The sequence below is a fragment of the Bacillus cereus genome, assembly GCF_002564555.1.
Taxonomy (GTDB): domain Bacteria; phylum Bacillota; class Bacilli; order Bacillales; family Bacillaceae_G; genus Bacillus_A; species Bacillus_A cereus_K.
The window spans coordinates 139481-161238 of the sequence record NZ_NUVD01000007.1 but is presented as its reverse complement, the minus strand read 5'-3'; the positions used below and the strand labels follow the sequence as shown (position 1 = coordinate 161238).

The window sequence follows — 21758 nt, the reverse complement described above, 5'->3', positions numbered from 1 at the left end:
AAATGGTTGTAAAAGCAAATATTGAAAAGCAAGTACAACAATTTTTAGCATATATAACAGAGCAACGAACAGATGTGGATGATATTGCTGAAGATTTATTACAAATGGCATGGAGAAAGAAGCAATTGTTTCAAAAACGTAGTGCAGATATAGTGAAAGCAACTGCGGACATTTCTTTCATTAGACAATTAAATAGTAGCAATCATCAAGAAATTGATTATCAAATACACTTTAAATATTTAATTAGGCATAAAGAATTATTTTACATCGAAGAGGAACAATTAAAACGAAGAGTTTATTTAAATGATAGTCGTATAATGGATGATTATGCTATTGAAGTAGCAGAAGAAATTGGAACGGGTGAGACATTAGAGAGGGAAATTACGAAAGAGAAGTACGGTTCTTATCAGTATAATCGTTTAGAGGCAGTGAAATATGCAGAGCGTTGGTGGGATGACCGAAACCCTGTGTATCGTAATTTTCCTGATAATTGTACGAATTTTATTTCTCAATGTCTTCATACTGGAGAAGTCCCAATGAACGGATATCCTAATATTCGTAAAGGATGGTGGCAAAGGGAGAACCAGTGGAGTTGGAGCTGGGCTGTCGCACATTCTTTTTATTGGTATTTGTCAGGTGCTACAACAGGGCTGCGAGCAGAAGCTGTAGAAAGACCTGAAGACCTTATTCTTGGTGACGTCATTGCTTATGATTTCGAGGATGACGGCAGGTGGAATCATACGACGATTGTAGTAGCAAAAGACGCAGATGGTATGCCACTTGTAAATGCACATTCAGCGAATAGCCGTAGGCGTTATTGGAATTATGAAGACTCTAGTAAATATACACCGCAAATGAAATATAAATTCTTTCATATTATTAATGGGTAGAGATTTTTCGCTCAAGTGGTATAATACGTAGTAGACAAAAAACAGAGGTGAATATCGCGTGGGAGTACATGTTGTTTTATATCAACCAGAAATTCCAGCAAATACAGGGAATATTGCTCGTACTTGTGCAGCAACTGGAACAGAATTACATTTGATTAGACCGCTTGGATTTTCAACGGATGATAAAATGTTAAAGCGTGCAGGATTAGATTATTGGCAGCACGTGAAAATTACGTATTATGATTCAATTGAAGAATTTTATGAGAAAAATAAAGATGGAGAATTCTTCTATTTAACAAAGTATGGCGAGAAAGCTCATACAGCGTTTGATTATAGCAAGCGTGAGAAGGATTATTATTTCGTATTTGGAAGAGAAACGAATGGCTTACCAGCTAATGTAATCGAAGAAAACTTCGATCATTGTTTACGTATTCCAATGACGGATAAAGTACGCTCATTAAATTTATCTAATACAGCAGCAATTTTAATTTATGAAGCATTCCGTCAACAAAATTATCCAGGATTAGATTTAGAAATCGTTTATTAAAAGTCGCCATATGGCGACTTTTTTTCTAAAAATAAAAATAATATGCAATCATACATTTAAAAAGGGGTACATATTCATATAGAATGGAATATATGTATAAAAATAGATAAGACGGGTTGAGATAAATATGAAGGAACAATATAGTAATCAAAATACCTTTTTAAATATGATAGATACGGATTTAATAAGAAAAGGATTATTACACGCTACTCAAGATTTAGTATTTATTGTGAAAGTTACTGATGATGAGATTTTTACATATATTTATGTAAATAAAATAGGAATGAATTACGCGAAGCTAAGCGAAGAATGTTACGGAAAAACGTTTACTGAAGTATTACCAGTAGACAAAGCAAATATTTTACAGAAGCAATATACAAAAGTAATAAAAGAAGCGAGATCACATACTTTTTGTGATGTAATTAGCTTGCCAACGGGTAAGCTACATTATGAATCTTCACTTAACCCTGTATACGACGAAGAAGGGGTATGTCAGTTTATTATTTGTATTACAAGGGATATTACTGCTCAGGTTGAGGAAAAGGCAGAAATAGAGAAAAAACAAATGTTATTTAAGTCATTACTAGAATATAATAATGACTCCATTATCTCTATAGATTCTATAGGGAGAATTACATATGCCAATCCTGCAACGTATGAAATATTTGGATACCGATATGAAGAATTAAATAACAAATTTATTTTTAAATTTATTATTAAAGAATATGAAGAAGACTTTCAAATGATATTTGAGGAAGCTTTACAGGGAAGAGCAAAACAAATTGTTTCAAAGAAATATGTTCATAAAGAAGGGGACGAGCTATATATTTCTTTGAGGACTATTCCTATTATTGTGAACAGTGAAATTGTTGGGGTGTATATTGTTACGAGGGATGTTACAAGGCAAGTCTTAAATGAGATGAAGACAGAATACTTAGCTTATTATGACCAGTTAACAGGTTTAATGAATAGAATTTCATGTACAAATAAGCTAAATGAGTTTTTAAATGAGAAGAAAGAGTTTGCACTTGTTTTTATGGATTTGGATGAATTTCATCTTATTAATGATACATTTGGCCATAAAGAAGGGGATAAAGTATTACAAAAAGTTACAGAATGTTTAAGCAATCTACAAATAGAAGATATGCATTTATTTAGAGAGCATGATGATCAATTTGTTATGTTAATAGAAAATATAACGAAAGAATGTGTAGAGAAAGTTGCAAAAAACATATTAGAAAAGATTAGTGAACATTTTGTAATTGAAGAAGAGGACGTGTATTTAAGTGCATCAATTGGAATTGTAATGGCACCAACAGATGGAGCTGATGAAAAAATACTTTTTCAAAGAGTTGATGCTGCTTTGGAAAAAGCAAAGGAAAAAGGAAAAGGGCATTATCATTTTTATTGTAAAGGATTAGATTGTGAACGTGAAAAAAGGTTTGTAATGGAAAATCAGTTACATCGTGCTATAGAGAAAAATGAATTTTTCTTATATTACCAGCCGCAGGTTAATATTGAAACGAAAAAAATAGCTAGTATGGAAGCTTTAATAAGATGGGAGAATAAAGAATTGGGATTTCTCCCTCCCAATCAATTTATTCCACTTGCAGAAAGAACGGGGTTTATTATTAAACTTGATGAATGGGTAGTGAATCAAGTGTGTCAGCAAATACGCGAATGGTTGAATAAAGGATATGAAGTTGTCCCGATTGCAGTTAATATTTCTGCCAGACACTTTCGTTCTATTACATTAATAGAGATGATTACACGGGCTTTAAATAAGTACAATGTACCAGCTCATTTATTAGCGATAGAGGTTACAGAAGGGGCTCTTATACATAAAGACATATCGAAGAGAGTGTTGCTCCAACTAAAGGAACAAAAGTTAAAGATTCATTTAGATGATTTTGGAACGGGGTATTCATCTTTAAGTTATTTAAAAACATATCCAATTGATACTTTAAAAATTGATCGTTCCTTTATGGAAGGTATAAATAAAGATGAACGCGATACAAATATTACGGCTGTGATTATTCTTTTAGCTCGTACTTTAGGGTTAAATATAATTGCAGAAGGGGTAGAAAAAGCGGAACAAATTCAATTTTTGAAGGAAAAGAATGTGAAACTTGCACAAGGTTATTATTATAGCCGACCTTTATCAAAATATGATGTAGAAAATATGTATTACAAATAATGTGGAAAAAAGTGATGTGCTAAAAGCACATCACTTTTTATGTGTACCTGGTTTATCGTTGTAACCAGATGTGAAAATAGCTGTAAGAAATGTGAGTGATACACCTAAAATTAATAATAATTTCATATTAATATTCCCCCTACTTTTTGGTTTACGAATTCTATTTATGAATCGAAATGTATGTAAGGTTCTTAGAAGAAAAGAATTTATTTATAATGAATAGCGGTGTGAAAACCTTAATACCTATATTATACAGAATTTTCTTTGAATTTTGGAGAGAATTTTATAGAGCTATTATATATTTCGTTTTGATTTAAAGAATGTTTAAGGACATCCTAGCATACCTTTTATAATAATCCGATTGAACAAGGAGATGGGGGAGGAGCTATAATGGATATTCTAAAGAAAATTGAACAGTATCGAGAAGCAGAAGAACGTTTACAATGGGAAGGTACGTTTGCGGAGTATTTGGAGCTTGTGAAAGAAAGACCATGGGTGGCTCAAACAGCACACTCTCGCATTTACAATATGATAAAAGATGCTGGGATTGAAGAAGTTGATGGTAGAAGAAAGTATAACTTCTTTAGTAATCAGCTATTTGGATTAGAGGATGCTTTAGAACGCCTTGTAGAAGAATATTTTCATCCATCTGCAAAACGATTAGATGTTAGAAAACGTATTTTGTTATTAATGGGTCCTGTTAGTGGAGGGAAATCAACATTAGTTACGATGTTGAAACGAGGTTTAGAAACATATTCACGAACAGATCGCGGAGCTATTTTTGCAATAAAAGGCTGCCCGATGCATGAAGATCCACTGCATTTAATTCCACATCATTTACGAGATGAATTCTTTGATGAGTATGGAGTAAGAATTGAAGGGAATTTATCACCATTAAATGTTATGCGTCTAGAGCAAGAATATGGGTCAAGAATTGAGGATGTAGTTGTAGAGCGTATTTTCTTCTCTGAAGATCGTCGTACAGGGATTGGTACATTTAGTCCTTCTGATCCAAAATCACAAGATATTGCCGATTTAACAGGTAGTCTAGACTTTTCAACAATTGCAGAATATGGTTCAGAATCAGATCCACGTGCGTATCGATTTGATGGAGAATTGAATAAGGCGAATCGCGGCATGATGGAATTCCAAGAGATGTTAAAATGTGATGAAAAATTTTTATGGCATCTATTATCACTTACACAAGAAGGGAATTTCAAAGCAGGTAGATTTGCGCTTATTTCAGCAGATGAATTAATCGTAGCGCATACGAACGAAACAGAGTATCGCTCATTTATAGCAAATAAGAAAAATGAAGCATTGCACTCAAGAATTATTGTAATGCCGGTTCCATATAATTTACGAGTGAGTGAAGAAGAACATATTTATGAAAAAATGATTCGTGAAAGTGATGTGTCCAATGTTCATATTGCACCACACACACTTCGAGTTGCAGCAATGTTTACTATTTTAACTCGTTTAAAAGATCCGAAGCGTCCAGATATTGATTTAATTAAAAAGATGCGTTTGTATGATGGAGAAACGGTAGAAGGTTATAATGCCATTGATGTAGAGGAGCTGCAACGCGAATATCAAGATGAAGGTATGAAGGGGATTGATCCTCGGTATGTCATTAACAGAATTTCTTCTACAATTATTCGAAAAGAGGTCCCATCTATTAACGCACTAGATGTACTGAGATCTTTAAAAGATGGATTAGATCAGCATCCATCAATTAGTAATGAAGATCGGGAGCGTTATATGAATTTCATCTCATTAGCGAGAAAAGAATACGATGAAATTGCTAAGAAAGAAGTACAAAAAGCGTTTGTTTATTCGTATGAAGAATCAGCTAAGACACTTATGGATAATTACTTAGATAACGTTGAGGCGTACTGCAATAAGTCGAAATTGCGTGACCCGTTAACAGGTGAAGAAATGAGCCCGGATGAAAAATTAATGCGCTCAATTGAAGAGCAAATTGGAATCTCAGAAAATGCTAAAAAAGCATTCCGTGAAGAAATTTTAATTCGCATTTCTGCTTATGCACGTAAGGGGAAACGTTTCGATTACAATTCACACGAACGTCTTCGTGAAGCGATTCAGAAAAAACTATTTGCAGATTTAAAAGATATAGTGAAAATTACAACATCAACGAAAACACCAGACGAAAATCAGCTTAAGAAAATCAACGATGTTGTTGCACGTTTAATTGATGAGCATGGCTATAATTCTTCTTCAGCAAATGAATTATTACGCTATGTAGGTAGCCTGCTAAATCGATAGTTTGATAACAAAACGCTGTCTCTTGTATTTTGCGGGACAGCGTTTTATTATCTGTTCATATGTGTATAAAGTGTCATACCTTGTCCAAATATAATAAATTAAGATGCAATTTCATGAATTTATTGTCAATTATTTTTACAATATGCATATGATAGAGTAACCAACCATTCATACGAAAAAAGCCAACACAATACAATATGTTGCAAAGTGAAAATGTGTGCAACAATGCATTGTGTTTCTTTCTTATCAGCGGCTGAATGTTTCTTTCTATTATGTGAGTGGCACAATTTTGTTTAGGATGCTCGGAGTGTTATAGATGTTTATGGGATGATTTTCGATGGGCAGTTATCTTTCAAATATTCGAGCTTGTACATTACAGAACAAAATTTATAGATTGCTGTTCATAGAGGAAAACAATTACAGTAAGGAGGGAAAGGAATGGGCGAAGAAAACCAACCAAATTACACGATTTCACAGGAAAACTGGTCCCTCCATCGCAAAGGATATGACGACCAACAACGCCATCAAGAAAAAGTACAAGAGGCAATTAAGAATAATTTACCCGATCTTGTAACAGAAGAAAGTATTGTTATGTCCAATGGCAAAGATGTTGTAAAAATACCAATTCGTTCTCTAGATGAATATAAGATTAGATACAATTATGATAAAAACAAACATGTTGGGCAAGGAAATGGTGACAGCAAAGTTGGTGATGTCGTTGCGAGAGATGGATCAGGTGGTCAAAAGCAAAAAGGACCAGGAAAAGGGCAAGGAGCAGGAGATGCGGCAGGAGAAGATTACTACGAGGCGGAAGTCTCTATTTTAGAATTGGAGCAAGCATTTTTCAAAGAATTAGAGCTACCTAATTTAAAGAGAAAAGAAATGGATGAAAATCGGATTGAACATATTGAATTTAATGACATTAGAAAAACAGGGTTGTGGGGAAATATCGATAAGAAGCGAACGATGATATCCGCATATAAACGAAATGCGATGCGTGGTAAAGCATCTTTCCATCCCATTCATCAAGAAGATTTAAAGTTCCGTACTTGGAATGAAGTATTAAAGCCAGACTCAAAAGCTGTTGTATTAGCGATGATGGATACGAGTGGATCAATGGGAATATGGGAGAAGTATATGGCACGTAGTTTCTTTTTCTGGATGGCAAGATTTTTACGTACAAAGTATGAAACAGTTGATATTGAGTTTATTGCTCATCATACAGAAGCGAAAGTCGTTACAGAAGAAGAGTTTTTCTCAAAAGGAGAAAGCGGGGGAACGATATGTTCTTCTGTATACAAAAAAGCACTCGAGTTAATCGATAATAAATACTCACCAGACCGCTATAATATTTATCCATTCCATTTTTCAGACGGTGATAATTTAACTTCGGATAATGCTAGATGTGTAAAGCTTGTGGAAGAGTTGATGAAGAAGTGTAATATGTTTGGGTATGGGGAAGTGAATCAGTACAACCGCCATAGTACGCTCATGTCAGCCTATAAAAATATTAAAGATGAGAACTTTAGATATTATATTTTAAAGCAAAAAGCAGACGTATTCCATGCGATGAAAAGCTTTTTTAGAGAAGAATCAGGAGAGAAAATGGCATAATCCCTTTTAAAAGGGATTATTTTTTTTGTAGACTTTATATTTTTCTGGTTGACAATGAAAATGAAAATCATTATCATTTATTCGAGAAATGATTACATTTTGAATTATATATTTCGGAGGAGATGTAAAGTTGAAAACAAATAAAAGAAAGCGTATAAATGCAATGATTATAGCGACGGCGTTATCACTTCCGTTTGCTGTGTATTCGACACCCGCTTTAGCGGCAGTAGCAATTGAGGCAAATAAAACTGGATATGCTTTAGAAAATGGTACATATGATGCTGTTATTAAAGCGTATAAAGATAAAACAAATGAAGAGTCCATGGCAGCTGTTTATATAAAGGATCCGAAATTAACAATCGAGAATGGAAAGAAAATCGTAACGGCAACGTTAAGTGATAGTGATTTCTTTCAATACTTGAAAACAGAGGATATTCATACTCCTGGTGTGTTTCATGATGTGAAAGTAATATCTGAGGATAAAAAGAAAAATGGGACGAAGGTTATTCAATTTGAAGTTGGAGAACTAGGAAAAAGGTATAATATGCAAATGCATATTTACATTCCGACAATGGGATATAACAATAAATATCAAGTACAGTTTGAAGTAAATACTTTAAATTTAGAAAATAATGTTCCAGAAAAGCAAAAGGAAAATAAAGAGGATAAAGTGGAACAACAAGAAAAAGTTGCGAATGTAATAGTTGATAAAAAATTACAACAGCATATTAATAAATACAATTTAGATAGAAAAAATATAAATGAACCTATAACGAAGGAAGATTTATTAAAGATTAAAACGTTAACCATATATTCAGGTGAAGGAATCAATGAAATAGCTGGTTTAGAATATATGAAAAATCTAGAGAAGTTGACATTAAGAGAGACTAATGTAACAGACATATCTGCTATCTCAGAATTGAGATATTTAAAGTTTTTAGATTTATCCTCCAATCTAATTGAAAGCATTCAACCGGTGTCTAATCTAGAGAATCTTGACATGCTCTTTTTAAGAGATAACAAAATTGCGGATCTTACACCATTAAGTCAAATGAAAAAGATTAAAACATTAGATTTAATCGGTAATAATATAAAAGATCTTACACCATTATTTACAGTGGCATCTGTAAAAGAATTATACTTAGCAAATAATCAAATTAGTAATCTTTCGGGTATTGAAAAGTTAAATAATGTGAAACTACTATGGATAGGAAATAATCAAATTAGTGATGTTGAGCCTATTAGTAAAATGAGTAAGCTTATTGAACTAGAAATTGCTGATAGTGATCTAAAAGATATATCACCATTATCTAAATTAGGAAAATTACAAGTACTGAATTTAGAAGAGAATTTTATTTCTGATATATCAGCACTTGGCGAGCTAAAAGATTTATACGAGGTAAACCTTGCAGCGAATGAGATTTTTGATATAAGACCTGTTCAAGAACTAGGTAAGCGAATTGGGATTGACATTCAGAGACAAAAAATCTTTTTAGATGAAGCAAGCGTAGATGAAGCAGTAAAAATTCCAATATACGATTTGAAAGGACAAGCAATAAAAAATATTAAGTGGAAGAGTGAAGGCGGAACGATTCATGATGAATTTGTAAAATGGAATAGCCCTGGAGAAAAAATATATGAATTTAAACTAGATACGAATTCGGCTGAAAGTAAAATAAGGTTTAATGGGATGGTTATACAGAATATAGTTGAAAAACAAAAAGAAAGTGAAAATGTAATTCTTGATAAAACTTTACAACAACATATTAATAAAGAGAATTTAGGTAGAGAGAATCTCAATGCCCCTATAACAAAAGAGGATTTATTACAGATTAAAACATTAGAGATACTTAAAGAAAAAGGAAAAGAGATAAAGGATGTAACCGGTTTAGAGTACATGGTGAATTTAGAAAGCTTAACTTTAGAAGGAGTGGGCTTGAAAAATATTGAGTTCATCTCGAACTTGAAACAATTGAACGCTATGAATGTATCTCATAATCAAATTGAAGATATAACACCGTTATCTTCATTGAAAAATCTACAGTGGTTAAATCTTGCAGACAATCGTGTTAAAGATGTATCGGTTCTTGGCTCGATGTTAGACTTAATTAGTCTAAAATTAGCTGGAAATGAGATTCGTGATGTAAGCCCGTTAATACAGTTAGGTCAGTGGTTTACAATTGATGTCGGAAGACAAAAAATCGTTTTAAATGATGCAAAGGTAAATGAAGAAATTCAAGTGCCTGTATATGATTTAGAAGGAGAAACTATCGAGAATATTAAATTGACAAGTGAGGGTGGAACGCTTAATAACGGAGTAATAAAATGGAGTACTCCAGGGGAAAAGGCATATAAATTCGAGTTAGATTCTGATGGAATTAGTATAAGATTTAACGGAACAGTGATTCAGAATATAGTTGAAAAGGAAGAAGTAAAAGAACCAACAAAAGAAGTTGAAGGGCCGAAAGAAGAAGCAAAAGAACCAGCAAAAGAACCAGCAAAAGAAATTGAAGGAACAAAAGAAAAAGTAAAAGAATCAACAAAAGAATCAGCAACTGGATTGGATCAAGAGACAAAAGAGGATAATCAAGTTGGGCCAGTGAAAAACATAGGGCAAGAGAGTGCGAAAGAAAAAGATTCAAATAAACAACATGCTAATAAGCAAGAGGAAAACAAGAATTCTTTAGCAGCAACTGGTGGTCAAGTTAACACATCCACTTTACTTTCTGGATTAGCACTTGTTCTTTCAGCATTAAGTATGTTTGTATTTAGAAAGAAATTATTTAAAAAATAAACAACGTTTTATCTTATTATACAAAAAACTATATGAGTTTTTGAGAAGACTTGATTATAGCAATTTCATGTTGAAATATGCTTATGATCAAGTCTTTTTGAATAGGGGAAGGCTATTAATACGAAGATGTTCCGATCGCTTAAATAATGGAGCCACTGTAGCAAAAATTGTAAGTCCTTTTCGCTCACTATATGTTCAAAATGTATGAAGAAATAATATGAAATATTGCATTTTATATTATTTCTTCAAGAGAATATGCTAATATTTTTAATGGAATATATAAATACAATAATGGTGATGGAATCTACTCATTATCAGTAAAATAAGTGCTTTTCCAATGTATGTTTAACTTTACTTTTTGTGGAAAATAGTATATTATATAGATATATAATATATCGGTTATTTTCTAGGAGGAGCCTGTCACAATAGGTTCCTCCTGTTCTTTTTTAGAGGCCTGTTTTACAGGTTTTTCTTTAAAGGGTAAATAACTGAAAATTAAGAATGATAATCTTTGAAAGAGGTGGGGCATACACATAACAAAAGAGGATTGTTTAAGAAAGGGGGATAAGAAATGGTTTTGTTTGGTTATCCACTTGAAACAATTTATTTATACGGATTTATTATTGCTACTATACTTACTGTTATTTATATCTTCTTTGGAGATATATTTGAATCAATATTTAGTTTTGGAGGCGGATCAGTATCCGTCGTAACTTTATTACTTAGTTTCTTCGCCATGCTATGCGGACTTAGTTATATAGGAGAATATTTATTTTCCTTTAATAGTATTATTATTTTTGCTGGTGCATTTGCTATATCTTTTATCGGGGTTTTCATCATGAAAATATTAATTTTAAAACCGATTGCAGAAGCAGAGCAAAATACAGCACAACGTATGGATGAATTCATTGGTTGCAAGGGAGAGGTTATTACGACAATTCCTACAGAAGGATTTGGTGAAGTATTAATTTCTTCTCAATTTGGAAGTAATGCAATCCCAGCTAAAACAATTGGAAAAAAAGATATTTCACAAGGAACTGAGGTTATTATCGAGGGAGTCCAAGATGGTGTTTTACTTGTACAAAACATCGCTTATTCTTTAAAAAAGCCAAAATTATAAGGGGGAATTTACATGACGATTCCATTAATTATCGGTGGAGTTTTACTCGCAATTTTAATTCTACTTATTTTAGTATTCATTACGAAGTATCGAACAGTTGGACCAGATGAAGCGTTAATTGTTACAGGGAACTGGCTTGGTGGTGGAAAAAACGTTGTTACCACGGATGATGGAAAGAAGATTAAAATTATTCGAGGTGGCGGTACTTTCGTAGTTCCAATTATGCAAAGAGCAGAGCTTTTAAGCTTATTAAACTACAAATTAGAAGTTGGTACACGTGATACGTATACGAAGCAAGGTGTACCGATTACAGTAAATGGTGTTTCTATTATTAAAGTAGGATCGACAATTGAAGAAGTATCTACAGCAGCTGAACAATATTTAGGAAAAGAAACAGAAGAGTTGAAAATAGAAGCGAAAGAAGTTTTAGAAGGACATCTCCGTGCTATCTTATCTTCTATGACAGTAGAAGATGCTTATAGTAATAGAGAGCAATTTGCTCAAAAGGTGCACGAAGTAGCTTCTACAGATTTAAAGAAGATGGGGCTTCGCATCGTTTCCTTTACAATTAAAGAAATCATGGATAAGAACGGCTATTTAGATGCACTTGGTCAGCCGCAAATTGCGACAGTTAAGCGTGATGCAACAATTGCGAACGCAGAGCGTGAAAAAGAAGCACGTATTGAAAAAGCACGTGCTGAGAAAGAAGCAAAAGAAGCTGAATATCAACGTGATGCACAAATTGCTGAAGCTGAAAAGCATAAAGAGTTAAAAGTACAATCTTATAAGAGAGAGCAAGAACAAGCACGTGCAGACGCAGACCTTTCTTATGAATTACAACAAGCGAAGGCGCAACAAGGTGTTACAGAAGAGCAAATGCGCGTTAAAATCATTGAGCGTGAAAAGCAAATTGAATTAGAAGAAAAAGAAATTGCACGTCGTGAAAAGCAATATGATGCAGAAGTTAAGAAAAAAGCAGATGCAGATCGCTATGCGGTGGAGCAGTCAGCAGAAGCTGAAAAAGTAAAACAAATTAAAAAGGCAGATGCGGATCAATATAAGATTGAGGCTGAAGCAAGAGCGCGTGCAGAAGAAGTACGTGTGGAAGGTCTAGCGAAAGCGGAAATTGAAAAAGCACAAGGTCAAGCGAAAGCAGAAGTACAAAAAGCACAAGGTACAGCGGAAGCAGACGTTATTAGGTTAAAAGGTTTAGCAGAAGCAGAAGCGAAGCAAAAAATTGCAGAGGCATTTGAATTATATGGCCAAGCGGCAATTATGGATATGGTTCTTAAAATGCTTCCAAGTTATGCGAAAGAAATTGCAAGCCCACTTAGCAACATTGATAAAATTACAGTTGTCGATACAGGCGGCGGTGGTAAGAATAGCGGCGCTGGAAAAGTGGCAGGGTATGCGACTGATTTAATGGCAACGATGCAAGAAACGTTAAAAGCTTCTTCTGGCATTGATTTAAAAGAGTTATTAGAAGGATTTGCGGGCAAAGGTACAGTACAGCAATTATCGAATGATAAACCTGTCGTATCTGTGGTAGAAGATAAGGGAAAAGAAGTAGAAAAAGATAAAGAATAGCAAGATGGAAAGAACCTCTAGCATATGCTAGAGGTTCTTTTTGTATGAATAATTATTAAATTTGAATAGGGAAAAGGTTGCTAAGGGGCTTATGAAAGTTAATAAAATCATATCAGCTTTATATTTAGTAATAAAAATAAAGAAGTCAATTATGTAGTAATCATGGTATGATTACATATAAATAAAAAACTGTATATTCTTAAAATTCAGGTTTAGGAAATGTTAGGGGAATGGTTTTGAAATTTAAAAAGTTAAAGCTTCAGCCAAGGATTATACTTACTATCAGCACATTGATTTTGGCCGTTCTTTTGTTAATAAGTTATTTATTTTATTACATATTATCTGAAACAGTAGAAGATCAAATTGGAAAAAGAGCTTTGTATGTTGCAAAAACAGTAGCTACTGTACCAGAAATAATAGAAGCTTTTCAAAAAGAAAACCCAGCTTCTATTATTCAGCCAATCGCCGAGAAAATTCGAATTGAAACAGATGCTGATTTCATAGTAGTTGGAAATAAAGAGGGGATTCGTTATGCGCATCCTAATCGAGATCGAATTGGAGAAGTAATGATTGGAGGCGATAATGAAGGGGTATTATTAGAAGGGAAATCTTATATTTCAAAGGCTACTGGATCGTTAGGCCCTTCATTACGGGGAAAAGTTCCAATACGTAATCAAGACCATGAAATTATTGGAGTAGTGTCTGTTGGGTTTTCGGTGGGAGATATTCAACAAGCAGTGGAAGTATACAGTAGTCGCGTATTTTGGATTGCTATAGCTGGATTATTGCTAGGAATAATTGGTTCTATATATTTAGCCAGAAGTATAAAAAAGATGATGTTTGGAATGGAACCAGAAGAAATTTCATCTTTATATGAAGAGCATAGTACAGTTATTCAATCTGTACGTGAAGGAATTCTCGTAATTGATAAGAACGGAATTGTTAGTTTAGTCAATCAAGCAGCATACGATATCCTTTCTTTAAATAAACAGCAAAATATCATTGGAGAATTTATTTTAAATGTTATTCCTAATTCATCGATACTTGAGGTACTTCAAAGTGGTGAGGAACAGTTTGACAGGCAATTAAATATAAAGGGAAAGGCTGTCATTGCTAATCGTTTACCTATTAAAGTTAACAACAAAGTAACTGGAGTCGTCTCGAGTTTACGTTTGAAATCTGAAATGGATCAGTTAACAGCAGAGCTGTCTCAAACTAAGCAGTATACAGAAGCATTGCGAGCACAAACGCATGAATATAATAATTTGTTGTATACACTTTCAGGTCTTATCCAATTAGAGTCATATGAAGATGCTCTAGAGCTTATTCATAAGGAAACGGCGGTATATCAAGATTTTGTTCAATTTATTATGAAGCGAATTCAAAATCCATGGTTAGGTGGAATTTTAATTGGCTTCTATAATAGAGCGCGAGAGTTAAAGATTGATTTTATGCTAGATCGAGAAAGTAGTTTAGAAAAGTTCAGCTTGCACATTGAGAGTAATTATGTTGTTTCTATTTTGGGGAACTTAATTACGAATGCATTTGAAGCAATTGAAAGAAATCAAGAGAATGATAAGAAGGTTAGAATGTTTGTAACAGATATCGGCGAGGAAATAGTAATTGAAGTGGAAGATTCAGGACAAGGGATTCAAGATGAAATCATTACAAGTATATTCTATAAAGGCTTTTCGACGAAAGAAGGAGAAAAGCGAGGATATGGATTAGCAAAGGTGAAAGAGTTAGTAGAAGATTTAAATGGAAGTATTGCAATCGAAAAAGGGGATTTAGGTGGTGCGTTATTTATTATTGCATTACCAAAAGAGAGAGGCGAATTATAATGGGTGAGGAGATTGAAGTACTGATTGTAGAAGACGATATTCGGATTGCGGACATTCATCGTCGTTTTACTGAAAAAATTGAAGGATTCAAAGTAATTGGAACAGCGACGACTGGGGAACAGGCAAAGGAGTGGCTAGAACTTGTGAGGCCACAACTTGTTTTATTAGATGTATATTTACCGGATATGCAAGGGACCGAACTCGTTACATATATTAGACATAATTTGCATAACACAGACATTATTATGATTACGGCTGCATCAGAAACAGATGTCGTACGTCATGCTTTACGAGGAGGAGTAACAGATTATATTGTAAAGCCACTTACGTTTGATAGATTTAAAGCAAGTTTAGAAAATTATCAAAAGAAGATTGCACAGTTAAAGAGAAATACTAAATTATCCCCAGAACAAATTGAACATTTGTGGTCTCAAAGAGGGGTGGAGGGTAATCAAATCGAATACGCCCCAAAAGGAATAGATCCTTTAACTTTAGCGAAAATAAAAAAGCATATGTTAACAGTTAATGAAGAAGGTATTACCGCAGAAATATTAAGTTCAATGGTTGGGGTAAGTCGATCAACAGCGAGGCGCTATTTAGAGTATTTGATATCTGGAAAGAAAGTACATGCAGAGCTAACATATGGAAGTGTGGGGAGACCAGAAAGAAGGTATTTTCTTGTTTCTTCATAACAAAAAGCAGTAGAGGATTTCATTTCTCCTACTGCTTTTTGTTTGCATCTTATATTGGAATAATCCCAATCACAATTCCGGTAATTAACATAACCATCGTCGTTCCAACAGCCCAAAGTAAAGTAAAGCGTTGGTGTTCACCAAAATCAACTTTGGCCATTCCAACTAATAAATAAGTGGATGCGACGAGTGGACTTAATAAGTGAACGGGTTGTCCAAGTAATGAAGCGCGTCCCATTTCAGCTGCACTAATTCCGTAAGTAGCAGCAGCTTTCGTTAAAATAGGTAATACACCGAAATAAAATGCATCGTTGGACATGAAAAATGTGAACGGCATACTAAGAAGAGCTGTAATAATTGGCAATTGTGGTCCAAGTGCATCTGGGATAAGAGTTACTACCCCTTGAGCCATCGCATCTACCATTTTTGTTCCAGATAAAATACCTGTGAAAATACCAGCAGCAAATACGAGAGAAACAACCGCTAATACATTTCCTGCATGAGAGGCAATACGTTCTTTCTGTTGCTCTAAGTTTGGATAGTTAATCATAACAGCAATAGCAAAAGCGACTGTAAATAAAACAGGTAACGGCATAACTTCCAGTATGAGACAAACAAGAAGAGCAACAGTTAATAAAAAGTTAATCCATAGTAGTTTAGGACGTTTATGTACTGCAGCTTCCATTGTTGCAGCTTGTTCATCCATTGTTTGCATTTGTTTTAAATACTGTACATCCATAATTCCTAAACGTTTTCTTTCTTTTTTTCCAAGATAGTAGGCAACGAAAACAACCCAAATTGCACCAGCAATCATACCTGGAATAAGTGGTGTAAATAGTTCGGAAGCCTCAAGTCCAAGTGCGCTCATAACACGAGCTGTTGGTCCACCCCAAGGTGTAAGATTTGTCACCCCTGCTCCTAACATAACAACCCCAGCTAATATAAGGGGATTCATTCCAAGGCGCTTATAAAGTGGATACATCGCAGAAACTGTAATCATGTATGTTGTTGTACCATCGCCGTCTAAAGAAACGATGATAGTTAATATAGCGGTTCCGACAACAATTTTTAAAGGATCACCTTTTACAAACTTTAAGATCTTACTTATGACAGGGTCGAATAAACCACTATCAATCATAATTCCGAAATATAAAATGGCAAACATAAGCATAATACCAGTAGGTGCTAATTTTTGAATCCCTTCTAGCATCATCGGTCCCATGTTGGCATAGAAGCCGCCAATTAATGCAAAAACAATCGGAATTAATATTAATGCTACTAACGCTGACATACGTTTTGTCATAATTAAAAACATAAAGACAAATACCATCGCAAATCCAAGTAGAGCTAACATATGATTTCCCCCTCCAAAAAATGATTACGTTTTCAAAATAGAGTAAAAATTCAGAAAAAAGTTTTTTTGTTTATCATAAAAGCATCTATTCAAATGGTAAATAATTTGAGAAATAACATCATTAGAAGCATAATTTTTATTTTGATCATTTTGTTCACGGAGGTAATTTTGAATTTTTAAAAATATAATTTACTTCGTACAAGAATGATAGAATAAGGTGAAAATAGTGAAGTGCGAAGTAGGGAGTAGGTTTTGAATGCAAACGAGAATAGAAGAAATTTATAGTTCTTATGAGGGGAAAATAGAAGAGATTTTTGTAAATGAATCCTCTTACGTATATGAGTGGGAAAAGTTAATGATGATCCGAAAAAGTGACGGTGAGCTTGAAAAAATTGCAGTCGGGATCAGTGGAAATATAAGATTAATAAATGTAGAAGTTGGCCAGAAAATTGATATGGATACATTATTAGTTAAGTTAGAAGATGATTTATTAATTACAGGTTGTGAATGATAAGGAGATGTGTAGAAATGGCTACACATCTTTTTTTATTCCATATATTACAAAAAACACATTGTTTTTTCACAAATCTCACACAACCTTTTGATATTCTTTTCGTGGAGTATACGGTTTTTAGGGAGGAATAGTGATGAGAATAAAGTATGTTGTGCTTGCTACATGTTTATGTTTCTTATTTACGGTAGTAGCATGTGGGAAAAAGGAAACAACAGCTGTTGCCATTGATGAGAAACATGATAAGTGTGATATTTGCCAAATTGGGGTAATGGATAATCAATTCGCAACAGAAATCGTTTTAAAAGATGGAAAAGCATTAAAGTTTGATGATATTGGCTGTATGTATAAATGGATGGAGATTAATTCAGGTGAAAAGACGAAAGAAAAATTTGTTCGAGATTATGATTCGAAAGATTGGATTTCGTTAGAAGATGCCACTTACGTATATGATAAAACAATAACGACACCAATGGCTTATAATGTCATTTCATTTAAAAATAAAAAAGATGCAGAGAGCTTTGTATCTAACTATAAGGGGAAAGTGCTTTCGTATAAAGAGCTATCAAAGCATAAATGGGAAATGAATAAAGAGATGATGGGGAACCCGCAAAAGGGGAACACCGGTAGTCATTCTCATTAAGATGAAGAAGTATTTAAATGTAGGACAGCCATATATGGTTGTCCTTTTCTATTATTAATCAGGTGCAAATATATAAAAGGTGTAAAATTTTTAGAAGAACGGTTACAATGGAATATAGTGACCTAAAGCAATCATTTATGTACTTTTTAGAAATGTATACAAATGCGGTAAAAACGTGCTAAACTAATTGCTTCATAATGTTAATGATAAGGCTACCTGGCGTATCATTCCAATAGGTTGAGAAACATAGTATAAGTTTAAGATAGTCCGATTAAAGAAGGAATATAAAGAGCTTATGGATAAATGTAATCAAGAAGAATTATTGTATGTGATGGAGGAATGGTTAAGAAAACATTATCTTTCATAGGAGCTGTAGTTGTGAGAAAACAAAAAATTTTATTATGTATGTTATTAGGACTTTTAATGACGGTAGTGGCTTGCGATAAGCAAGAAGAACCAGAATCGAAACCGGTTCATGTGAAAAATGAAAAGAAAAAAGAAAAGCATAAAGAACAAGAAGAATCTAAAGAAGAAAAAAGTATAAATTTAATGGACAAACAGTTGTTACTTTCTGCAACTCTTGGGGACACAGAAACAGCTATGAATTTAATCCAAGATGGAGCGAATATCAATGTAGAAGGTGACAACGGAGAAACACCTATTCTTGCAGCAACGTATCAAAATCATGTAGAGACAGTTAAAGCATTAATTGATGCCGGTGCTAATCTTGAAACGAAAGATGAAAAACAAAGTAATCCATTTCTTTATGCAAGTAGAGAAGGATATACGGATATTGTAAAACTATTAATTAATGCAGGAGTTAATACGAAAGAAACAAATAGGTCAGGTGGCACAGCACTCATTTCTGCATCAGAGCGTGGCCATGTAGAGGTTGTTAAAGAATTATTAGAGCATACAGATATTGATGTAAATTATAAAAATGAACGTGGTGGAACAGCTTTATTAGAAGCAATTGTATTAGGAAATGGTAGTGAAAGCCATAAGAAAGTAATTCAAATGCTTATTGAACACGGTGCAGATGTCAATATGGCTAACAAGGAAAATATTACGCCATTGCAATGTGCTGAAAAAAGAGGCTTTAAAGATATTGCAAATATGTTGAGGGTAGCAGGAGCGAATGAAGTAGTGCAGCCACAACCGATGGTGTAACAAGCCGAAGAAATAAAGAGTGCGAAATAATCCCATTTAGATAGACAGAATGAAGAAGTCATTTTAGTATGATTGATTCAGTGATGTGTATTTGAATGGGATTTTTGTTTTGAAAATAAAAATTGTTAATTACGAAATGGATGTACATACTAATTAATTTTTAAACATATTTGATTTCTATTGTTTTGGACTATAATTAGAAAGAGGTAAGGAGAATCTTATTTCTTTCAATTTTTTATTAAGCAAAACTTAAGAAAGAGCATTTATAATAGATATTCAAAATTATATAGAGAGAAATATCTTAGAAGGACATAGTGAAAAATGAAATGACATAATGTGACTACATTCTTTTTTTATGAGAAGAAGCGATGCAATAATAAAAAGAATTGAAATAGATTACGGAAGGTGAGAACATGCGCTTACTTGTAGTAGAAGATAATGCTTCGTTACTAGAGTCTATCGTACAAATTTTAAGTGATGAATTTGAAGTAGATACAGCGTTAAATGGAGAAGATGGATTGTTTTTGGCAATGCAAAACATTTATGATGCGATCCTGCTTGATGTGATGATGCCAGAGATGGACGGGTTTGAAGTGATTCAAAAAATACGTAATGAAAAGATTGAAACGCCAGTCCTGTTTTTGACAGCGAGAGATTCTTTAGAAGATCGAGTGAAAGGATTGGATTTTGGTGGAGACGACTATATCGTTAAGCCGTTTCAGGCTCCTGAATTAAAAGCGAGAATTCGTGCTTTGTTGCGCAGAAGTGGTAGTTTAACAACGCAGCAAACCATTCGTTATAAAGGTATTGAATTGTTTGGAAAAGATAAAGATGTTCAAGTAGATGGACAAGGTATTAAGCTGACATTAAAACAGTATGAACTTTTAGAGTATCTCATTCAAAATAGCGGAAAGATTTTAATGCGTGAACAAATTTTTGATCGTGTTTGGGGATTTGATTCAGATACGACAGTGGCCATTGTAGAAGTGTATGTGCATCATTTACGTAAAAAATTAGAGCCATTCGGTTATCAGAAAGATATTCAAACTGTTCGTGGTATTGGATATATATTAAAAGAACAATGAAAAAAGGAAGTATGTTTCAAAAAACACGCATTCGTCTAACTATATTAAATTCGTTAGTATTTATTATATTAATTGGGGTGTTAGGAAGTTTAGTGTATTCATATACATCCAATGAAATTTATAAGGGAGTAGATGAATCGATAAAGGACTTTATTATAAAGATAACGAGAGAAAAGCCACTAGGACCTCCACGATTTGAGGTGGGTAAAGAGTTGCGTATAGGGGATTCAAAAGCTTTTTACTTACTATGGGATGAAAGTAAGCAATTGCGAGAGATTGATCCGAGAGTTCGAGATCGTAGTTTTCTGGAAGAAAACAAAATAAAGCTATTCCCCAAAAAAATTGGAGATTTCTACGATATAGAAATAAAAGGAAAAAGTTATAGAACCGTGGCATTCAAAGAAACTACACGTTCGGGAGAGAATGTCACATTTCAAATATTACGTGAAACGACGACTGAAACAGAAGTACTGCGTACATTGTTTTTAATTCTTGTTATTGGTTGTAGCATAGGAAGTCTATGTGCAATAGGAATCGGCTTTTTCCTAGCTGGTAGAGCGCTTGTACCTATTCAAAATTCATGGGAAAAGCAGCAGCAGTTCGTTTCTGATGCATCGCATGAACTAAGGACACCACTTGCAGTTATTCAATCAAAAACAGATGTATTATTCCAGTCACCATCCGCTACGATAGAAGAAAAAGCGATGGATATCTCCACAATTTCAAAGGAATGTAGGCGGTTATCGAAACTAGTTAGCAATTTATTATTGTTAGCCCGTTCGGATTCTAACCAGATTGAGATGGACAAGAAAACATTTGGACTGGATAAATTGTTAGAAGAAATCATAGATCCATATAAAGAAATTGCCTCTTATCAAGAAAAAGAGATGATTTTAAAAATAGAACGCGACATATTGTTTATGGGTGATAGAGAGAGAATCCATCAAATGATGGTCATATTGTTAGATAATGCGATGAAGTATACGAATGAAGGTGGGCATATTCAAATCGATTGCACGCAAACGAGCAGTTCAATTCATGTACAGGTGAAAGATGATGGGATAGGAGTGAAAGAAGAGGATATTCCGAAATTATTTGATCGTTTTTATCAGGGGGATAAAGCAAGAAGTACGTCAGAAGGGGCTGGATTAGGTCTTTCCATCGCCAATTGGATTGTAGAAAAGCATTACGGAAAAATATTAGTAGAGAGCAAATGGGGAGAGGGTACTTGTTTTGAAGTGGTTCTTCCTAAAAACCAAAAAGTATAGGTAAGAAGACGATCTTGTTTTTACAAGGTCGTCTTTTTTTTAAGGGAAAGTTAAGAAAACATTTATATCATGTATTGCACAAAGAAAATTCGTCATACGAAGAAGCGGTTATTAAGGTGTATTTGAGCAAATTATATCGATCATAATGTTATCTCAAGC

The 21758-nt window shown here is 33.8% G+C and carries 15 protein-coding genes and 2 pseudogenes; 16 read left to right on the top strand and 1 reads right to left on the bottom strand.

The annotated features are described in order from the left end of the window. Window positions 1-2: 2 nt before the first annotated feature. From COI75_RS03305 to COI75_RS03250, 10 genes are all read left to right on the top strand, one after another. A complete protein-coding gene (locus COI75_RS03305) occupies window positions 3-890 on the top strand; it encodes an amidase domain-containing protein (protein ID WP_000260428.1) in 888 nt (295 codons plus the stop codon). A 58-nt stretch (window positions 891-948) separates the two neighbouring features. Further along, entirely contained in the window at window positions 949-1437 is a 489-nt protein-coding gene (gene trmL, locus COI75_RS03300; protein ID WP_000538147.1) for a tRNA (uridine(34)/cytosine(34)/5-carboxymethylaminomethyluridine(34)-2'-O)-methyltransferase TrmL, read from the top strand. 127 nt (window positions 1438-1564) lie between these two features. After that, window positions 1565-3634, top strand: coding sequence for a sensor domain-containing protein (locus tag COI75_RS03295; RefSeq protein ID WP_000664296.1), 2070 nt, complete (start codon window positions 1565-1567; stop codon window positions 3632-3634). A 390-nt stretch (window positions 3635-4024) separates the two neighbouring features. Then, complete coding sequence (locus COI75_RS03285) at window positions 4025-5920, top strand: PrkA family serine protein kinase (RefSeq protein ID WP_000353285.1); 1896 nt, start codon at window positions 4025-4027, stop codon at window positions 5918-5920. Between the two features lie 438 nt (window positions 5921-6358). Further along, entirely contained in the window at window positions 6359-7534 is a 1176-nt protein-coding gene (gene yhbH, locus COI75_RS03275; RefSeq protein WP_097807638.1) for a sporulation protein YhbH, read from the top strand. A 130-nt stretch (window positions 7535-7664) separates the two neighbouring features. After that, window positions 7665-10328 (top strand): leucine-rich repeat domain-containing protein, encoded by a 2664-nt coding sequence (locus COI75_RS03270; RefSeq protein ID WP_098448232.1) that lies wholly within the window; start codon window positions 7665-7667, stop codon window positions 10326-10328. 571 nt (window positions 10329-10899) lie between these two features. Beyond that, a complete protein-coding gene (locus tag COI75_RS03265) occupies window positions 10900-11448 on the top strand; it encodes an NfeD family protein (RefSeq protein ID WP_000242436.1) in 549 nt (182 codons plus the stop codon). 12 nt (window positions 11449-11460) lie between these two features. Further along, window positions 11461-13035, top strand: coding sequence for a flotillin family protein (locus tag COI75_RS03260; protein WP_000154992.1), 1575 nt, complete (start codon window positions 11461-11463; stop codon window positions 13033-13035). Between the two features lie 230 nt (window positions 13036-13265). Beyond that, window positions 13266-14876, top strand: a complete 1611-nt coding sequence (locus COI75_RS03255; protein WP_002095909.1) for an ATP-binding protein — start codon at window positions 13266-13268, stop codon at window positions 14874-14876. Then, on the top strand, window positions 14876-15568 hold the full coding sequence (locus COI75_RS03250; RefSeq protein WP_000503472.1) for a response regulator: 693 nt from the start codon (window positions 14876-14878) through the stop codon (window positions 15566-15568). Before COI75_RS03255 ends, COI75_RS03250 begins: the two co-directional genes overlap by 1 nt. A 49-nt stretch (window positions 15569-15617) precedes the next feature. Here COI75_RS03250 and COI75_RS03245 read toward each other — a convergent pair whose 3' ends face one another. Beyond that, a complete protein-coding gene (locus COI75_RS03245) occupies window positions 15618-16922 on the bottom strand; it encodes a CitMHS family transporter (protein ID WP_000880461.1) in 1305 nt (434 codons plus the stop codon). 256 nt (window positions 16923-17178) lie between these two features. Between COI75_RS03245 and COI75_RS03240 the strand changes: the two genes are divergently transcribed. The 6 genes and pseudogenes from COI75_RS03240 to COI75_RS03220 form a co-directional block, all read left to right on the top strand. Continuing rightward, the gene (locus COI75_RS03240) at window positions 17179-17433 is read left to right on the top strand and encodes a hypothetical protein (protein ID WP_001194766.1); all 255 of its coding nucleotides are present in this window, start codon (window positions 17179-17181) and stop codon (window positions 17431-17433) included. Between the two features lie 136 nt (window positions 17434-17569). Then, on the top strand, window positions 17570-18076 hold the full coding sequence (locus COI75_RS03235) for a nitrous oxide reductase accessory protein NosL (RefSeq protein ID WP_001220936.1): 507 nt from the start codon (window positions 17570-17572) through the stop codon (window positions 18074-18076). Between the two features lie 339 nt (window positions 18077-18415). Next, the gene (locus COI75_RS03230) at window positions 18416-19246 is read left to right on the top strand and encodes an ankyrin repeat domain-containing protein (protein WP_000239631.1); all 831 of its coding nucleotides are present in this window, start codon (window positions 18416-18418) and stop codon (window positions 19244-19246) included. Window positions 19247-19659: 413 nt separating this feature from the next. Then, window positions 19660-20331: a response regulator transcription factor gene (locus COI75_RS03225; RefSeq protein WP_001238634.1), complete on the top strand. Its 672-nt coding sequence runs from the start codon at window positions 19660-19662 to the stop codon at window positions 20329-20331. Beyond that, window positions 20328-20481, top strand: a pseudogene (locus tag COI75_RS27750) (sensor histidine kinase); the annotation flags it as partial. The gene COI75_RS03225 and the pseudogene COI75_RS27750, both read left to right, overlap by 4 nt. Window positions 20482-20654: 173 nt before the next feature. Further along, window positions 20655-21599: pseudogene (locus tag COI75_RS03220) on the top strand (sensor histidine kinase); the annotation flags it as partial. Between the last annotated feature and the right edge of the window lie 159 nt (window positions 21600-21758).